This window comes from Streptomyces sp. NPDC048353, assembly GCF_055587165.1.
This window is the reverse complement of sequence record NZ_JBVJGU010000009.1, coordinates 295,378-311,655: the sequence shown is the minus strand read 5'-3', so window position 1 is coordinate 311,655 and position 16,278 is coordinate 295,378. Positions and strand designations below refer to the sequence as shown.

General features: G+C 70.9%; 9 protein-coding genes. 7 read left to right on the top strand and 2 right to left on the bottom strand.

Annotation, left to right across the window (positions count from 1 at the left end; genetic code table 11):
- Positions 1–31: 31 nt before the first annotated feature.
- Both thpR and ACZ6RC_RS29270 read right to left on the bottom strand, forming a co-directional pair.
- Positions 32–658, bottom strand: a complete 627-nt coding sequence (gene thpR / locus ACZ6RC_RS29275) for an RNA 2',3'-cyclic phosphodiesterase (RefSeq protein ID WP_469588818.1) — start codon at positions 656–658, stop codon at positions 32–34.
- Positions 659–809: 151 nt separating this feature from the next.
- Positions 810–1,226 (bottom strand): hypothetical protein, encoded by a 417-nt coding sequence (locus ACZ6RC_RS29270; protein ID WP_469588815.1) that lies wholly within the window; start codon positions 1,224–1,226, stop codon positions 810–812.
- Between the two features lie 152 nt (positions 1,227–1,378).
- On the opposite strand from ACZ6RC_RS29270, the gene ACZ6RC_RS29265 reads away from it, so the two are divergent.
- From ACZ6RC_RS29265 to ACZ6RC_RS29235, 7 genes are all read left to right on the top strand, one after another.
- Positions 1,379–2,389 (top strand): LacI family DNA-binding transcriptional regulator, encoded by a 1,011-nt coding sequence (locus ACZ6RC_RS29265; RefSeq protein WP_391136621.1) that lies wholly within the window; start codon positions 1,379–1,381, stop codon positions 2,387–2,389.
- A 491-nt stretch (positions 2,390–2,880) separates the two neighbouring features.
- Positions 2,881–6,291 (top strand): CARDB domain-containing protein, encoded by a 3,411-nt coding sequence (locus ACZ6RC_RS29260; RefSeq protein WP_469588812.1) that lies wholly within the window; start codon positions 2,881–2,883, stop codon positions 6,289–6,291.
- Between the two features lie 106 nt (positions 6,292–6,397).
- Entirely contained in the window at positions 6,398–10,684 is a 4,287-nt protein-coding gene (locus ACZ6RC_RS29255; RefSeq protein ID WP_469588809.1) for a discoidin domain-containing protein, read from the top strand.
- A gap of 383 nt (positions 10,685–11,067) precedes the next feature.
- On the top strand, positions 11,068–12,486 hold the full coding sequence (locus ACZ6RC_RS29250) for an ABC transporter substrate-binding protein (protein WP_469588806.1): 1,419 nt from the start codon (positions 11,068–11,070) through the stop codon (positions 12,484–12,486).
- A 138-nt stretch (positions 12,487–12,624) separates the two neighbouring features.
- Positions 12,625–13,584 carry a carbohydrate ABC transporter permease gene (locus tag ACZ6RC_RS29245; RefSeq protein WP_453616499.1) on the top strand — a complete coding sequence of 320 codons (960 nt, stop codon included), beginning with the start codon at positions 12,625–12,627 and terminating at the stop codon, positions 13,582–13,584.
- A 15-nt stretch (positions 13,585–13,599) separates the two neighbouring features.
- A complete protein-coding gene (locus ACZ6RC_RS29240) occupies positions 13,600–14,475 on the top strand; it encodes a carbohydrate ABC transporter permease (RefSeq protein ID WP_469588801.1) in 876 nt (291 codons plus the stop codon).
- Positions 14,476–14,647: 172 nt separating this feature from the next.
- Entirely contained in the window at positions 14,648–16,252 is a 1,605-nt protein-coding gene (locus tag ACZ6RC_RS29235; RefSeq protein WP_469588798.1) for a glycoside hydrolase family 13 protein, read from the top strand.
- The last annotated feature ends 26 nt before the right edge of the window (positions 16,253–16,278 follow it).

Sequence of the window (16,278 nt, the reverse complement as noted above, 5' to 3'; positions counted from 1 at the left end):
GTATCTCCGTACCCGGACCGGACCGGTCGGGTCAGGTCGTGGTGCGGCACGGCTTCCCGCCGCCCTCGGTCTCGCGGGCCGGAGCGCCGAAGGGCCAGGCGTCGATGTCGCGGTAGCGGATCGGCCCCGGCCCCCGGCCGTAGTTGCTGCCGACCAGATGCAACCGCTCGGCGGGCCAGGGACGGCCCTCGAAGGCGGCGAGTCCGGAAGCGGCCTCCACCACGCTCGTCGAGTCGTCGCGACGGGCCCGGGCGAGCGTCAGATGGGGCCGCAGCGGCCGTTCCTCGAACGGGATCCCGCACTCCCTGACTGCGGCACGGACCTCGGTGGCCAGCAGGTGGAGCCCTTCGAGGTCTCCGTCGACACCGCTCCACAGCACGCGCTCGTCGAAGCACCCGGAGCCCCGCAGGGCCAGCCGCAGCGGCGGACGCCCCGCCGCGAGGCGCGCCAGCGGCGCCCGCAGGTGCGGGACGGCGCTCACCGGCAGCTCGCCGAGGAACGCCAGGGTGATGTGCCAGTCCTCGATGCGGTTCCACCGCATGCCCGGGTACGCGTCGTAGGCGGGCCGCAGCGCCCGCGCCAGTTCGTCCTTCGCCTCGTCGGGCGGGGCGAGCGCTATGAACACGCGGACGGTGGAGGCCTCGATCTGTTCGTTCACAGAGCCTTCGTACACCACGGCCTCCCCTCCCCGGGAAGCCGAGCCCCCGCGCCCCTCGGCCCGGCCTCCCCGTGCCCGGGCATGACGGAGGCGTGTGACGACCCCGGTCCCCGGCCGCGCGAGGTGACGGCCGGGGTGTCCGCGGGCGGACCTACTCCGGCTGGGTCACCGTCAGGGCCCACCGGACGTCCTCCGTCGACGCGTCCACGCCGATCGCGAAGGATCCCGACCGGACCACGCCCGCGTCCATGGTCACCGAGCCCGTTCCCGCCGTGCCGGCGGGGCAGTCGACGGAGAACGCGGCGACCTCCGTGCCCTGGGACTCCATGGTCACGCGTACGTCGCCCCCGCCCTCGCACGCCACCGTGAGGACCGTCGGCAGACTGTCCCACGCGCCGGCCGAGACGACGCCGCCGTCTCCGGTCCTCTCCGGCACCCACACCAGACCCTCAGGGCCGGGGTGAGGCAGCAGGACGTCGGCCGACGCCACCGCCGGCCCCGCCGCCGTGCCCGTCAGCCCGACGACCATCAGAGCCGTCGTCGCCGCAGCCTTCTTCCACCGAGTCATGCGCACTCCTTGACGATCCGTCATAGATCCGGAAGTCTGCCGCCGCCGATCCTTCCGCACATGAGTACGCATACTCATGTGGCGGTGATCGGATCATGCCGATGCCCACACGGCCGCAAAATTCTTGCGGGGCTTGCGCTACGCTTGCGTGTATGACGCGACGACTTGCTCAGGTGGCCAAGAAGGTGGGGGTCAGCGAGGCCACGGTCAGCCGGGTGCTCAATGGCAAGCCGGGTGTCTCCGACGCGACCCGGCAGTCCGTGCTGACCGCCCTGGACGTGCTGGGGTACGAGCGGCCCACCCAGCTGCGCGGCGAGCGCGCGCGTCTGGTCGGGCTGGTCCTGCCCGAGCTGCAGAACCCGATCTTTCCCGCGTTCGCGGAGGTGATCGGCGGCGCGCTGGCCCAGCAGGGGCTGACACCCGTGCTGTGCACGCAGACCAAGGGCGGCGTCTCGGAGGCCGACTACGTGGAGCTGCTGCTCCAGCAGCAGGTCTCCGGCGTCGTCTTCGCCGGTGGACTCTTCGCCCAGGCCGACGCCCCGCACGACCACTACCGCCAGCTCGCCGAGCGCAAGATCCCCGTCGTCCTGATCAACGCCCCCATCGAGGGCCTCGACTTCCCCTGCGTCTCCTGCGACGACGCCGTCGCCGTCGAACAGGCGTGGCGCCACCTCGCCTCGCTCGGCCACGAGCGGATCGGCCTGGTCCTCGGCCCCGCCGACCACGTCCCGTCCCGCCGCAAGCTGGAAGCCGCCCGCGCCGCGTCGAAGGCCGCCGGCCGGAAGCTGTCCGAGGAGTTCGTCGAGCGGTCGATGTTCTCCCTGGAGGGCGGACAGGCGGCCGCCGCGCGGCTGTGGGAGCGCGGTGTGACCGGCATCGTGTGCGCGAGCGACCCGCTCGCCCTCGGCGCGATCAGGGCCGCGCGCCGCCGCGGCCTCGGCGTTCCCTCCGACGTCTCGGTCGTCGGTTTCGACGACTCCGCCTTCATGAACTGCACCGAGCCGCCCCTCTCCACCGTCCGCCAGCCCATCGAGGCGATGGGCCGGGCCGCGGTGGAGCTGCTCTGCGCCCAGATCCAGGGATCCCAGACCCACTCGGGCGAGCTTCTGTTCGAACCGGAGCTCGTCGTCCGCGGCTCGACGGCCCAGCCGCCCCTCGCGTAACCCGCCCGCCCCGCCTCCGAACCGACCCGCGCGCCCGCCCCTCGTACCCGCCCCGCCCTCCGCGGACGCGGTTCGTACGCCGGGCGGGCGCGCGGCGTTCCGCCTGCCCGCCGGGCCGCTCCTCACCCCCGCGCCGCCGCGCCTGCCCCGTGACCTGCCCCGACGCGCCTACCGGCGCGCTTCCGGGCCGGCTCCTGTGTGCGCCACGTAACTCCCCCCTTGGTCACGCCCGTTGACAAAGTGGTCACCTGGTAGAAACCTGTCACCCTGACAGCGCAAAACATTGACCGAATAACTCAAAAGTTCTGGATAACCGCTGTCATTTCCTCGCCCTCACCCTGTCAGGTACCTGGCGAGAGTTCCCTGTCATCGTCCACTCGGCGCACCGGTACGTGTGCCTCGTCGCCCTGCCCTCCGTCGACCGGCACGCCGACGGAGGCCGGGCCGCGAGCCACGGCCGCCCGCGCGGATCACGGAACAAGAGGCCATTCATGAGAGGCACACACCAGGGCCGGCGGCTGCTCGCCGGCGCGGTGACAGCCGGCTTGGTCGCGGTCGGGCTGCTGCCCGTCGCCGCCCATGCGGCGCCCCCGTCCGCCCCCGCCGCGCCCGTCTCCGCGCAGGCGGCGGGCCCCAATCTGGCGCTCGGCAAGTCCGCCACGGCCGGCGGCGCGCACGGCGCCTACCCGGCCGGCAACGTCACCGACGGAAGCCAGCAGTCGTACTGGGAAGGCCCGCAGGGCTCGTTCCCCCAATGGGTCCAGGTCGACCTCGGCGGCAGCGTCCGCGCCGACCGCGTCGCCCTCAAGCTGCCCACCGGGTGGGAGGCGCGCCGTCAGACCCTCAGCATCCAGGGCAGCACCGACGGCAGCAGCTTCAGCACCCTCTCCGCGTCGGGGGCCCGCGCCTTCGACCCGGCCGCCGCCAACACCGTCGGCGTCGGCTTCACCGCCACCACCGTCCGGTACGTCCGTGTCCAGGTCGGCGCCAACACGGGCTGGAACGCGGCGCAACTGTCCGAACTGGAGGTGTACGGAGCGGACGACGGAGGCCCGGTCGAGCCCCCGGTCAACGGATCGAACCTCGCCCGCAACAAGCCCATCGAGGCCACCTCCACGACACAGACGTACATCGCCGCGAACGCCAACGACGACAGCGTCGCCAGCTACTGGGAATCGGCCGGATTCCCCTCCAGCCTCACCGTGAAGCTCGGCGCCAACGCCGATGTCGCGGCCGTCGTCGTCAAACTCAACCCCGACCAGGCCTGGGGCCCGCGCACCCAGTCGCTCCAGGTCCTCGGACGGGAGCAGTCGGCCTCCGGCTTCACCTCCCTCAAGGCGCGCGCCGACTACGCCTTCAGCCCGTCGTCCGGGCAGAACACCGTCACCATCCCGGTCACCGGCCGGTACGCCGACGTCCGGCTCACGTTCTTCTCCAACACCGGCGCCCCCGGCGCCCAGGTCGCGGAGTTCCAGGTCGTCGGCGCGGCCGCGCCCAACCCCGACCTCACCGTCACCGATCTGACGTGGACCCCCTCCTCCCCGTCCGAGACGGACGCCGTGACCGTCAACGCGACCGTCCGCAACGCCGGCACCGCGGCCGCCGCCGCGACCACGGTCCAGGTCAGCCTGGAGGGCGCCGTCGCCGGCTCGGCCGCGGTTCCCGCACTCGCCGCCGGAGCTTCGGCGACCGTCCCGGTCACGGTGGGCAAGCGGCCCATGGGCTCGTACACCGTCTCGGCGGTGGCCGACCCGACCGACACCGTCGCCGAGCAGGACGACAGCAACAACAGCCGGACGGCGGCGGCCAAACTCGTCGTCGGCCAGAGCCCCGGTCCCGACCTGCGGGTCACGGGCATCACCACCAACCCGTCCAGCCCCGCCGTCGGCTCCGCCGTCACCTTCACCGTCGCGGTCGACAACCGCGGCACCACCGGCGCCCCGGCCGGCACGGTGACCCGGCTGACCGCCGGAACCACCACGCTGAACGGCACCACCGGCGCCATCGCCGCCGGCCAGACGGCCACCGTCGCGATCTCCGGCACCTGGACGGCCACGAGCGGCGGGGCCACCCTCACCGCGACGGCCGACGCCACCGGGACCGTCACCGAGACCGACGAGACCAACAACGTCTTCACCCGCTCCCTCGTGGTCGGACGCGGCGCCGCCGTGCCGTACACCGAGTACGAGGCGGAGGACGCCCGCTACGAGGGCACCCTGCTCACCGCCGACCAGAAGCGGACCTTCGGCCACACGAACTTCGCCACCGAGTCCTCCGGCCGCAAGTCGGTGCGCCTCAACTCCCAGGGACAGTACGTCGAGTTCACCTCGACGAACCCGTCCAACTCGATCGTGGTGCGCAACTCCGTCCCCGACTCCGCCGCCGGCGGCGGGGCGGAAGCCACGATCAGCCTCTACGCGAACGGCACCTTCGTCCGCAAACTGACCCTTTCGTCCAAGCACAGCTGGCTCTACGGCACCACCGACGACCCCGAGGGCCTCACCAACCGGCCCGGCGGCGACGCACGGCGGCTCTTCGACGAGTCGCACGCGCTGCTGACGCAGACCTACCCGGTGGGCACGAAGTTCCGGCTCCAGCGCGACGCGGGCGACCAGGCGGCCTTCTACGTCATCGACCTGATCGACCTGGAGCAGGTCGCGCCCCCGGCCGCCAAGCCGGCCGACTGCGTCTCCATCACCGAGTACGGTGCCGTCCCCAACGACGGCATCGACGACACGGACGCCCTCCAGCGCGCCGTGACCGCCGACCAGAACGGTCAGATCCCCTGCGTGTGGATCCCCGCCGGGCAGTGGCGCCAGGAGCAGAAGATCCTGACCGACGACCCGCTCAACCGGGGCCAGTTCAACCAGGTCGGCATCCGTGACGTGACCATCCGGGGCGCGGGCATGTGGCACTCCCAGCTCTCCACCCTGACCCCGCCGCACCAGGCCGGCGGCATCAACCACCCCCACGAGGGCAACTTCGGCTTCGACATCGACCACAACACGCAGATCTCCGACATCGCCATCTTCGGCTCGGGTCAGATCCGCGGCGGTGACGGCAACGCAGAGGGGGGCGTCGGCCTCAACGGACGCTTCGGCAAGGGCACCAAGATCAGCAACGTGTGGATCGAGCACGCCAACGTCGGCGTCTGGGCCGGCCGCGACTACGCCAACATCCCCGAGCTCTGGGGCCCCGGCGACGGCCTGGAGTTCAGCGGGATGCGGATCCGCAACACGTACGCCGACGGCATCAACTTCGCCAACGGCACCCGCAACTCGACCGTCTACAACTCCTCCTTCCGCAACACCGGCGACGACGCGCTGGCCGTCTGGGCCAGCAAGTACGTCAAGGACACCTCGGTGGACATCGGATCCAACAACCACTTCCGCAACAACACCATCCAGCTGCCCTGGCGCGCCAACGGCATCGCCGTCTACGGCGGCTTCGGGAACACGATCGAGAACAACGTCATCTCGGACACCATGAACTACCCGGGCATCATGCTGGCCACGGACCACGACCCGCTGCCCTTCTCCGGCCAGACCCTGATCGCCAACAACGCCCTCCATCGCACCGGCGGCGCGTTCTGGAACGAGGACCAGGAGTTCGGCGCCATCACGCTCTTCGCGCAAGGGCAGCCCATCCCGGGCGTCACCATCCGGGACACCGACATCCTCGACTCGACGTACGACGGCATCCAGTTCAAGACGGGTGGCGGCGAGATGCCGAACGTGAAGATCAGCAACGTCCGGATCGACAAGTCGAACAACGGCTCCGGCGTCCTCGCGATGAGCGGGGCGCGAGGCAGCGCCACGCTGACGAACGTGACCATCACCGACTCGGCCGAGGGCGACGTCCTCATCGAGCCCGGCTCGCAGTTCGTCGTCACCAGGAACTGACCCGCCCCACCCCGTGCGGCGGCCCCGTCCCGACGGGGCCGCCGCCCCTGAGCCGTGCCTCGCCGCCGGTCGGGCGCGAGGCCGAGAACGAGGACTGAGAGGACAGATGAGCATCTCCGACTGGAGACCACGCTTCCTGAGCGCCGTGGTCGCGACCAGCCTCCTGGCACTGGGCGGTCCGCTGGTGACAGCCGAGGCCGCGGGCGGACCCAACATCGCCCTCGGCGACCCGGCGGCGGCCGCCAGCGCCGTGGCCAAGTACGGCGCCGGAAACATCACCGACGGCAACCAGGCCTCGTACTGGCAGAGCGCCGGCACCGGTCTGCCCCAGTGGGTGCAGGCCGACCTGGGGACCACGACCCGCGTGGACGAGGTGGTCCTGAAGCTGCCCGCCGGCTGGGAGAGCCGTCAGCAGACGCTCTCCGTCCAGGGCAGCGCCGACGGCACGAGCTTCGCCACCCTGAAGAACTCCGCCACCTACACCTTCAGCCCGGGCGCGGCCAACACGGTCACCGTGGGCTTCCCCGCCACCCAGGCGCGGTTCGTCCGCGTCCACATCACCGCCAACACCGGCTGGCAGGCGGCCCAGCTCTCCGAGCTGGAGGTGCACGCCGCCGACGCCTCCTCCGGCAACCTCGCGAGCGGCCGCCCCCTGACCGCGAGCAGCCACACCCAGGTGTACGCGGCGGGCAACGCCAACGACGGCAACCGGGCCACGTACTGGGAGAGCGCCAACAACGCCCTCCCGCAGTGGCTCCAGGCCGACCTCGGCTCCGCCGTCCGCGTCGACCGGGTCGTCCTGCGTCTGCCCTCCGCCTGGGAGCCCCGCAGCCAGACCCTGAAGATCCAGGGCAGCACCGACGGCACCGCCTTCACCGACCTGACCGCCTCCCGGGCGTACACCTTCGACGCCGCCGGCGGGCACGCCGCGACGCTCGCCTTCGACGCGACCACCACCCGGTACGTGCGCGTCCTGGTCACCGCGAACAGCGTCCAGGCCGCCGGACAACTCTCCGAGCTGGAGGTCTACGGCCCGCAGACCGGCGACACGCAGGCCCCGTCGGCGCCCGCGAATCTCGCCCTCACCCAGCCCGCCACCGACCGGATCCGGCTCACCTGGAACGCCGCCACCGACAATGTCGGCGTGACCGGCTACGACGTCTACGCCAACGGCGCCCTGCTGACCAGCGTCGGCGCGGGCGTCACCACCTTCACCGACACCCGGCCGGCGAACCAGACCGTCACCTACCGCGTGCGCGCCAAGGACGCGGCGGGCAACCAGTCCGCCGACAGCAACAGCGTGACCCGCACCGGTGACACCGGGGACACCCAGGCCCCGACGGCGCCCGCGAACCTGGCGCTCACCGAACCGGCCGCCGGGCAGATCAGGCTGGCCTGGACCGCCTCCTCGGACAACGTCGGCGTCAGCGGCTACGACGTCTACGCCGACAACACCCTCCGGGGCAGCGTGGCCGGCAACGTCACCACGTACACCGACACCCAGCCGGCCTCCGCCACCGTCACCTACCACGTGCGCGCCAAGGACGCGGCCGGCAACCAGTCGGCGAACAGCAACGCCGTGACCCGCGACGGCACCGGCGGCCCGGGCTCCAACCTCGCGGTCGGCAAGGAGATCGCCGCCTCCTCCACGGTGCACACCTATGCCGCGGCCAACGCCAACGACAACAACGTCGCGACGTACTGGGAAGGCGCGGGCGGCAGCTACCCGCAGACCCTCACCGTGAAGCTCGGCTCCAACGCCGATGTCGGCCGGCTCGTCCTCAAGCTCAACCCCGACGCGGCCTGGGCCACCCGCAGCCAGACGATCGAGGTGCTGGGCCGCGAGCAGAGCGCCTCCGGATTCGGCGGACTCGTCGCGGCGAAGAGCTACACCTTCGACCCGTCCGGCGGCAACACCGTCACGATCCCACTCTCCGCCCGGATCGCCGACGTCCAGCTGCGGTTCACCGCCAACTCCGGCTCCTCGGCCGGCCAGCTCGCCGAACTCCAGGTCATCGGCGTCCCGGCACCCAACCCGGACCTCGAGGTCACCGGTCTCACCGCCTCGCCCGCGTCCCCGGTCGAATCGGACCCGATCACGGTGAGCGCGACCGTCCGCAACAGCGGCCCCGCCGCCGCACCGGCCGGCGCCGTCGCGCTGCGCCTGGGCGGCACGAAGGTCGCCACCGCCCAGGTCGGCGCCCTCGCCGCCGGTGCGCAGACCACGGTCAGCGCCTCCCTCGGCGTTCGGGCCGCCGGGTCCTACCAGCTGAGCGCGGTCGTCGACGAGGCGAACGCGATCATCGAGCAGAACGAGTCCAACAACACCTACACCAGCCCCACCGCCCTCGTCGTCCGGCCGGTCTCCAGCTCCGACCTGGTCACGTCCTCCGTGACGACCTCGCCGTCCAGCCCCGCGGCCGGGGACGCCGTCACCTTCAAGGTGGCCGTGAAGAACCAGGGCACCGTCGCGGCCGCATCCGGCGGCCACGGCGTCACGCTCACCCTGGTCGACTCCCGGGGCGACACGGTCAAGACGCTGACCGGTGCGCACAACGGAGCCCTCGCGGCCGGAGCCACGGCGGAGGTGAGCCTCGGCACCTGGACCGCCGCCAACGGCTCGTACACCGTGAAGGTCGTCCTCGCCGACGACGCCAACGAACTGCCGGTCAAGCGCGCCAACAACACCTCCACCCAGCCGCTCTTCGTCGGCCGCGGCGCGAACATGCCGTACGACATGTACGAGGCCGAGGACGGGACCGCCGGGGGAGGAGCGCAGGTCGTCGGCCCGAACCGGACCGTCGGTGACATCGCCGGCGAGGCCTCGGGCCGCAAGGCCGTGCACCTGGACGCGACGGGCGAGTACGTCGAGTTCACCACCCGCGCCGACACCAACACCCTGGTCGCCCGGGTCTCGCTGCCCGACGCCCCGGGCGGTGGCGGCATCGACTCCACGATCAACGTCTACGTCGACGGGGTGTTCAAGAAGGCGCTCCCGGTGACCTCGAAGTACGCCTGGCTGTACGGCGCCGAGACCGCGCCCGGCAACTCCCCGGGAGCGGGCGCCCCGCGGCACATCTACGACGAGGCGCACATGCTGCTCGGCGAGACCGTACGGGCCGGCAGCAGGATCCGGTTGCAGAAGGACGCCGCGAACAGCCGGCCGTACGCGATCGACTTCGTCAACCTGGAGCAGGTCGCCCCGGTCGCCAACCCCGACCCGGCGACGTACACCGTCCCGGCCGGCTTCGGCCACCAGGACGTCCAGAACGCGCTCGACAAGGTGCGGATGGACACCACGGGCACCCTCGTCGGCGTCTATCTGCCCCCGGGCGACTACGAGACGTCGAGCAAGTTCCAGGTGTACGGCAAGGCCGTGAAGGTCGTCGGCGCCGGCCCCTGGTACACGACGTTCCACGCCCCCGCCACGCAGGACAACACCGACATCGGCTTCCGGGCCGAGGCGGCGGCGAAGGGCTCGCTCTTCAAGGGCTTTGCGTACTTCGGCAACTACACCTCGCGGATCGACGGCCCGGGCAAGGTGTTCGACTTCGCCAACGTCACCGACATCGTGATCGACGACATCTGGAACGAACACATGGTGTGCCTGTACTGGGGCGCCAACACCGACCGGATCACCATCAAGAACTCGCGGATCCGCAACATGTTCGCCGACGGCATCAACATGACCAACGGGTCGACGGACAACCTGGTGACCAACAACGACGCCCGGGCCACCGGCGACGACAGCTTCGCGCTCTTCTCCGCCATCGACGCGGGCGGCGCGGACATGAAGAACAACGTCTACGAGAACCTGACGTCGACGCTCACCTGGCGCGCCGCGGGTGTCGCCGTCTACGGCGGCTACCACAACACGTTCCGCAACATCCACATCGCGGACACGCTGGTCTACTCCGGCATCACCATCTCCTCGCTGGACTTCGGCTACCCGATGAACGGCTTCGGCACCGATCCCACGGTCTTCGAGAACATCTCGATCGTCCGGGCCGGTGGACACTTCTGGGGTTCGCAGACCTTCCCCGGCATCTGGGTGTTCTCCGCCTCCAAGGTCTTCCAGGGGATCAGGGTCAACCACGTCGACATCGTCGACCCGACGTACAGCGGAGTGATGTTCCAGACGAACTACGTCGGCGGACAGCCGCAGTTCCCCATCAAGGACACCGTCTTCACCGACGTCTCCATCACGGGCGCGCGCAAGAGCGGGGACGCGTACGACGCCAAGTCGGGCTTCGGTCTGTGGGCCAACGAGATGCCCGAGTCCGGGCAGGGGCCGGCCGTGGGGGAGGTGACCTTCAACGGCCTGCAGCTGAGCGGCAACGCCGTGGACGTCCGCAACACCACCTCCACCTTCAAGATCCACATCAACCCCTGACCGCTCGCGCGGGGTGAGCCCCGCGAGGCCCGGCCGGCGCACGGCACGCAAGTCGTTTGCGTGCCGTGCGCCGGTCCCTTGCGGTCCCCGAGCCCCCGCTTGCCCCCCGCGGGCCCTCGACGTCCCCGGCCTGCCCCGAGCGGCCCCGCGCCCTCCCGCACGCCCGCACACGCCCGTTCGCAGCTCTGGGCGTGCCGTCTCCATGTCCGGACGGGGGGCGGCGACCGCCGCGTGATCCCGATTCCCTGCGCTTGTCTGTCAAACAATTACGAAATCGGCGCGAGATCTTGCGTTCACTTGTCGGCGGTGGTTGAGTGTGCCGCGCCCCACAACGCACCGGCGGTGGGGTGAACTCCACGTCCTTGGCCCGAAGGGGACCACCCATGAGAAGTGCTCGGTTCCGCCGCACCCGCCGCGCCAGCGCGGTCACCCTCGTCTCCGCCCTCACGCTCACCGCGCTCGCCGCCTGCGGCACGAGCAGCAGCGACACCGACGGCGACGGTGGTTCCGAAGGCGCCGGGTCGTCCGACCCCGCCGCCCCGCTCGACCCGAAGACCAAGGTGACCCTCACCATCGACTGCATGCCGCCCACGGCGAAGGCCGCCGAGCTCAGACAGTGGAAGGAGGACGTCGCCACCTTCAACAAGACCTACCCGAACATCACCATCGAAGGCCGCTCCACCCCCGGCCAGTGCCTGGAGCCGCCGCGCTTCACCGCGATGCTCAAGGCCAAGTCGCAGCCGGACGTCTTCTACACCTACTTCACCGACCTGCCCCAGGTCCTCGACAACGACGGCGCCGCCGACATCACCGCCTACGTCAACGACAAGACGGTGCCGCTGCTGAAGGACATCGACCCCGACGTCCTCGCCTCGCTGAAGCAGGACGGCAAGCTCTACGGCCTGCCCACCAGCAACTACCGGATGGGCCTCCTCATCAACCGCAAGCTCTTCCAGCAGGCGGGCCTCGACCCGGACGCCCCGCCGCGCACCTGGGACGAGGTCCGCACGGCCGCCAAGAAGATCGCCGGCCTGGGCCAGGGCATCGCCGGCTTCGGCGAGTACAGCGCCGGCAACACCGGCGGCTGGCACTTCACCGCCCAGATGTACAGCGTCGGCGGCGAGGTCGTCGACGCGAGCGGCAAGAAGGCCGCCTTCAACACCGACCTCGGCAAGCAGGTCGCCAGGAACCTCCACGCCATGCGCTGGGAGGACGACAGCATGGGCAGGACCCAGCTGCTCAAGTGGGGCGACCTGCAGAAGCAGATCGCCACCGACAAGCTCGGCATGTTCCTCGCCGCACCCGACGACATCGCGTACATGGTCCAGCAGCTCGGCGCGAAGTACGAGAACTTCGGCATGGGCCCGATACCCGGCGAGCGGGCCACCCTCGCCGGCGGCAACGACTACATGATCAAGAAGGGGATCTCCGGCGACAAGATCAAGGCCGCGATCGCCTGGCTCAATTTCAAGAACCTCTCCGTGGGCAAGGGCCAGTTCGACTGGGCCCGCAGCAAGAAGGACGGCCTGCCCGTCGGCGTCCCGCAGCCCAACTTCTGGCTGAACGGATCCAAGGCCACCGACGACGCCGCCCGCGTCACCCACGCCACCATGCCGGTCGCCAACTTCAAGGCCTACATGGACAACCCCGTGGCCGGAAAGGCGGAGCCGCCGAAGGCCCAGGAGGTCTACAAGGTCCTCGACAACGTGATGTCCGGCATCCTCACCAACAAGGACGCCGATGTCGACAAGCTCCTCGCCACCGCCGAAGCCCAGGTCAACCAGGTCCTGGCCCGCCCGTAACGGGACCGCGCGGGGGCGGTGACCGAGCACCCGCCCCCGCCGCGAGCACCGCGCCCGCCCCCGGACCGGCGCCCACCCCGACTGCCCGTGGCAGCGCCCGCGGGACCGCAACCGGCAGACCAGCACCAAGGAGCGACGATGTCGGCCCCCAGTCTGACCCCGAGCAAGGCGGACGCCCCCCGCCCCGCACCGCCTCGCGCACCCGGCCCGCGGCCGGCCGGCGGCCGCTTCGCCAAGAGCCTGCGGCGCAACCTCACCGCCCACGGCTTCCTCATCGGCGCGGTCCTCTGCTTCGCACTGTTCTCCTGGTACCCGATGGTCAGGGAGTTCGTGCTCGCCTTCCAGAAGACCGAAGGCGGACAGACCACCTGGGCCGGCCTCGACAACCTCGCCACCGTCGTCAACGACCCCGCCTTCTGGCAGGCCTGGCGCAACACCCTCCTCTTCACCGTCCTGGCCCTGGTCTTCGGCTTCGCCGTCCCCTTCGTCGTCGCCCTCGTCATCAACGAGTTCCACCACGGCCAGGGCTACCTCCGGCTGCTCGTCTACCTGCCGGTGATGCTGCCCCCCGTCGCCGCGGTGCTCCTCTTCAAGTACCTCTACGACCCCGGCTACGGCCTGCTCAACGAGCTGTTCCGCTTCCTGCACCTGCCCGAACAGCAGTGGCTCCAGGACCCCGACATCTCCATGCTCGCCGTCGTCATCGCCTCGACCTGGATGAACATGGGAGGCGCCGCCCTCATCTACCTCGCCGCGCTGCAGGGCATCCCCGGGGAACTCTACGAAGCGGCCGAACTCGACGGCGCCGGCCTGCTGCGCAAGATCTGGCACGTCACCATCCCGCAGACGCGGCTCATCCTCTCGCTGATGCTCCTCATGCAGGTCATCGCGACGATGCAGGTCTTCGTCGAACCGTTCCTGCTCACCGGCGGCGCCGGCCCTGAGGGCTCCACGACCACGGTCGTCTACCTCATCTACCAGTACGCCTTCAACTTCAACGACTACGGCGCCGCCGCCGCGCTCGGCCTGCTCCTGCTCGTACTCCTCGCCGGATTCTCGGCGGCGTACGTGAAGCTCAGCCGCGCCGAGGACGAGTAGGCAGGGGAGACCACCATGTCCACACGCACCCTCATCTCACCGGCCCAGCTCGCCCGACCCCGCGGCAAGGCCCTGTACTGGGCGACGTTCACCCTGGTCGTCGGCGGATTCACCCTGCTCTTCCTCGGCCCGCTCTACTGGATGGTGTCCAGTGGATTCAAGGACCCCCAGGAGGTCGTCCAGACCCCGCCGACGCTGGTGCCCGGCTCCTTCGCACCGGAGAACTACACCCGCGCCTGGGAGGTCATGGACCTCGCGAGCCTGCTCTTCAACACGCTGTACTACGCCTTCGGCGCCCTCGCCTTCCAGCTCGTCCTGGACGTGGCGGCGGCCTACTCCCTCTCCAAGCTCCGTCCGGTCCTCGGCAAGGCCATCCTCGGCATGATGCTGGCGACGCTGATGATCCCGGCGACGGTCCTGGTCGTCCCGCAGTACCTCACCGTGCTCGACGTGCCCCTCGTGGAACGCAACCTGCTCAACAGCCCCTGGGCGATCTGGCTGCCCTCGGTCACCAACGCCTTCAACATCTTCCTGCTCAAACGCTTCTTCGACTCGATCCCGAAGGAGCTCCTCGACGCCGCCTCGATGGACGGCGCCACCCCGATGCGGGTGCTCTGGTCCATCGTGCTGCCCATCTCGCGGCCCATCCTGGGCGTGGTGTCCATCTTCTCCGTCGTCGGCGTCTGGAAGGACTTCCTCTGGCCCATGCTCACCCTGCCCGACCCCGCCAAACAGACCCTCAACGTCGGCATCTACTCCCTCTCCAACGGCGTCCCCGTGAACGTGCTGATCGCCGCGCTCACGATCGCCTCCCTGCCGACGCTGCTCATCTTCCTGGTCTTCCAGCGCAACATCATGAGCGGACTCACCGCCGGCGGACTCAAGGGCTGACCGCGGACCACCGCCCGGCCCCTTCGCCCGGGCCCCCTCCGACGCGCTCCGACCCGGGGCCACCCGCACCGGCCCCCGCGCACCCTCCACAAGCCTTCGCCGCCGGACCGACCGACGACGCCCCGCCCACCGGTCCGGCGGCGAAGCCCCACCCTGCCCGAAAGGACCTCACGTGGCAGCCCCTCACTCGCCCCGCACCGACGACTGGTGGCGCGACGCCGCCATCTACCAGGTGTACCCACGCAGCTTCGCCGACGGCGACGGCGACGGCACCGGGGACCTCGCGGGCGTCCGGACCCGACTGCCCTACCTCGCCGAACTCGGCGTCGACGCGCTCTGGTTCACCCCCTGGTACCTCTCGCCCCTCGTCGACGGCGGCTACGACGTCGCCGACTACCGCACCATCGACCCCGCCTTCGGCACCCTCGGCGAAGCGGAGAAGCTGATCGCCGAAGCCCGTGAACTCGGCATCCGCACCCTCATCGACATCGTCCCCAACCACGTCTCCGACCGGCACGCCTGGTTCCGGGCCGCCCTGGAGGCCGGGCCGGGCAGCCCCGAGCGGGCCCTCTTCCACTTCCGCCCCGGCCAGGGCGAGAACGGCGAACTCCCGCCCAACGACTGGCCCTCCCAGTTCGCCGGCCGCACCTGGACCCGCGTCCCGGACGGCGAGTGGTACCTCCACCTCTTCGCCCCCGAACAGCCCGACCTCAACTGGGCGCACCCCGCCGTCCGCCAGGAACACGAGGACGTCCTGCGCTTCTGGTTCGAGCGCGGGATCGCGGGCGTACGCATCGACTCCGCGGCCCTGCTCGCCAAGGACCCGGCGCTCGCCGACTTCGAGGAGGGCGTCGACCCCCACCCGTACATCGACCGCGACGAACTCCACGACATCTACCGCTCCTGGCGCGCGATCGCCGACGAGTACGGAGCCGTCTTCGTCGGCGAGGTGTGGCTCCCGGACTCCGAACGCTTCGCCCGCTACCTCCGCCCCGACGAACTGCACACCGCCTTCAACTTCTCCTTCCTCGCCTGCCCCTGGGACCCCGACCGGCTGCGCCGCGCCATCGACGACACCCTGGCGGAGCACGCCCCCGTCGGGGCGCCGGCGACCTGGGTGCTGTGCAACCACGACGTGACGAGGACGGTGACCCGCTACGGCCGCCACGACACCGCGTTCGACTTCGCCACGAAGGCCTTCGGGACCCCCACCGACCTCGGGCTCGGGACCCGGCGCGCCCGCGCCGCCGCCCTGCTGACCCTGGCCCTCCCCGGGTCGGTCTACCTCTACCAGGGCGAGGAGCTGGGCCTGCCCGAGGCGGACATCCCCCTCGACCGCATCCAGGACCCCATGCACTTCCGCTCCGGAGGCACCGACCCCGGCCGCGACGGCTGCCGCGTCCCGCTGCCCTGGGCCGCCGACGCCCCGTACGCCGGCTTCGGATCGCGATCGGAACCCTGGCTGCCGCAGCCCGAGGACTGGCGGGAGTACGCGGCGGACCGCCAGAGCCTCGACGCAGACTCCATGCTCACCCTTTACCGCTCGGCCCTTCGGCTGCGCCGCGAGACCCCCGGCTTCGGCGACGGACCGCTGCGCTGGCTCCCCGCCGCCGACGGCGTCCTGGCCTTCGCCCGCACCGACCGACTGCTGTGCGTGGTCAACCTCGCGCCCGGGCCGGTCGGGCTCCCGCCGCACACGGAGGTCCTGCTGACCAGCGGCCCGCTGGACCCGGACGGCACGCTCCCCACGGACACCGCCGCCTGGCTGCGGACCTGACGGGCAGGCTCCGCGACCAGGCGGCG

Excerpts from the sequence above, each read along its gene's own strand:
- ACZ6RC_RS29250 (WP_469588806.1), top strand. The coding sequence starts at position 11,068 with ATGAGAAGTGCTCGGTTCCGCCGCACCCGCCGCGCCAGCGCGGTCACC.
- ACZ6RC_RS29270 (WP_469588815.1), bottom strand. The coding sequence starts at position 1,226 with ATGACTCGGTGGAAGAAGGCTGCGGCGACGACGGCTCTGATGGTCGTC.
- ACZ6RC_RS29260 (WP_469588812.1), top strand. The coding sequence starts at position 2,881 with ATGAGAGGCACACACCAGGGCCGGCGGCTGCTCGCCGGCGCGGTGACA.
- ACZ6RC_RS29245 (WP_453616499.1), top strand. The coding sequence starts at position 12,625 with ATGTCGGCCCCCAGTCTGACCCCGAGCAAGGCGGACGCCCCCCGCCCC.
- ACZ6RC_RS29240 (WP_469588801.1), top strand. The coding sequence starts at position 13,600 with ATGTCCACACGCACCCTCATCTCACCGGCCCAGCTCGCCCGACCCCGC.
- ACZ6RC_RS29255 (WP_469588809.1), top strand. The coding sequence starts at position 6,398 with ATGAGCATCTCCGACTGGAGACCACGCTTCCTGAGCGCCGTGGTCGCG.
- ACZ6RC_RS29265 (WP_391136621.1), top strand. The coding sequence starts at position 1,379 with ATGACGCGACGACTTGCTCAGGTGGCCAAGAAGGTGGGGGTCAGCGAG.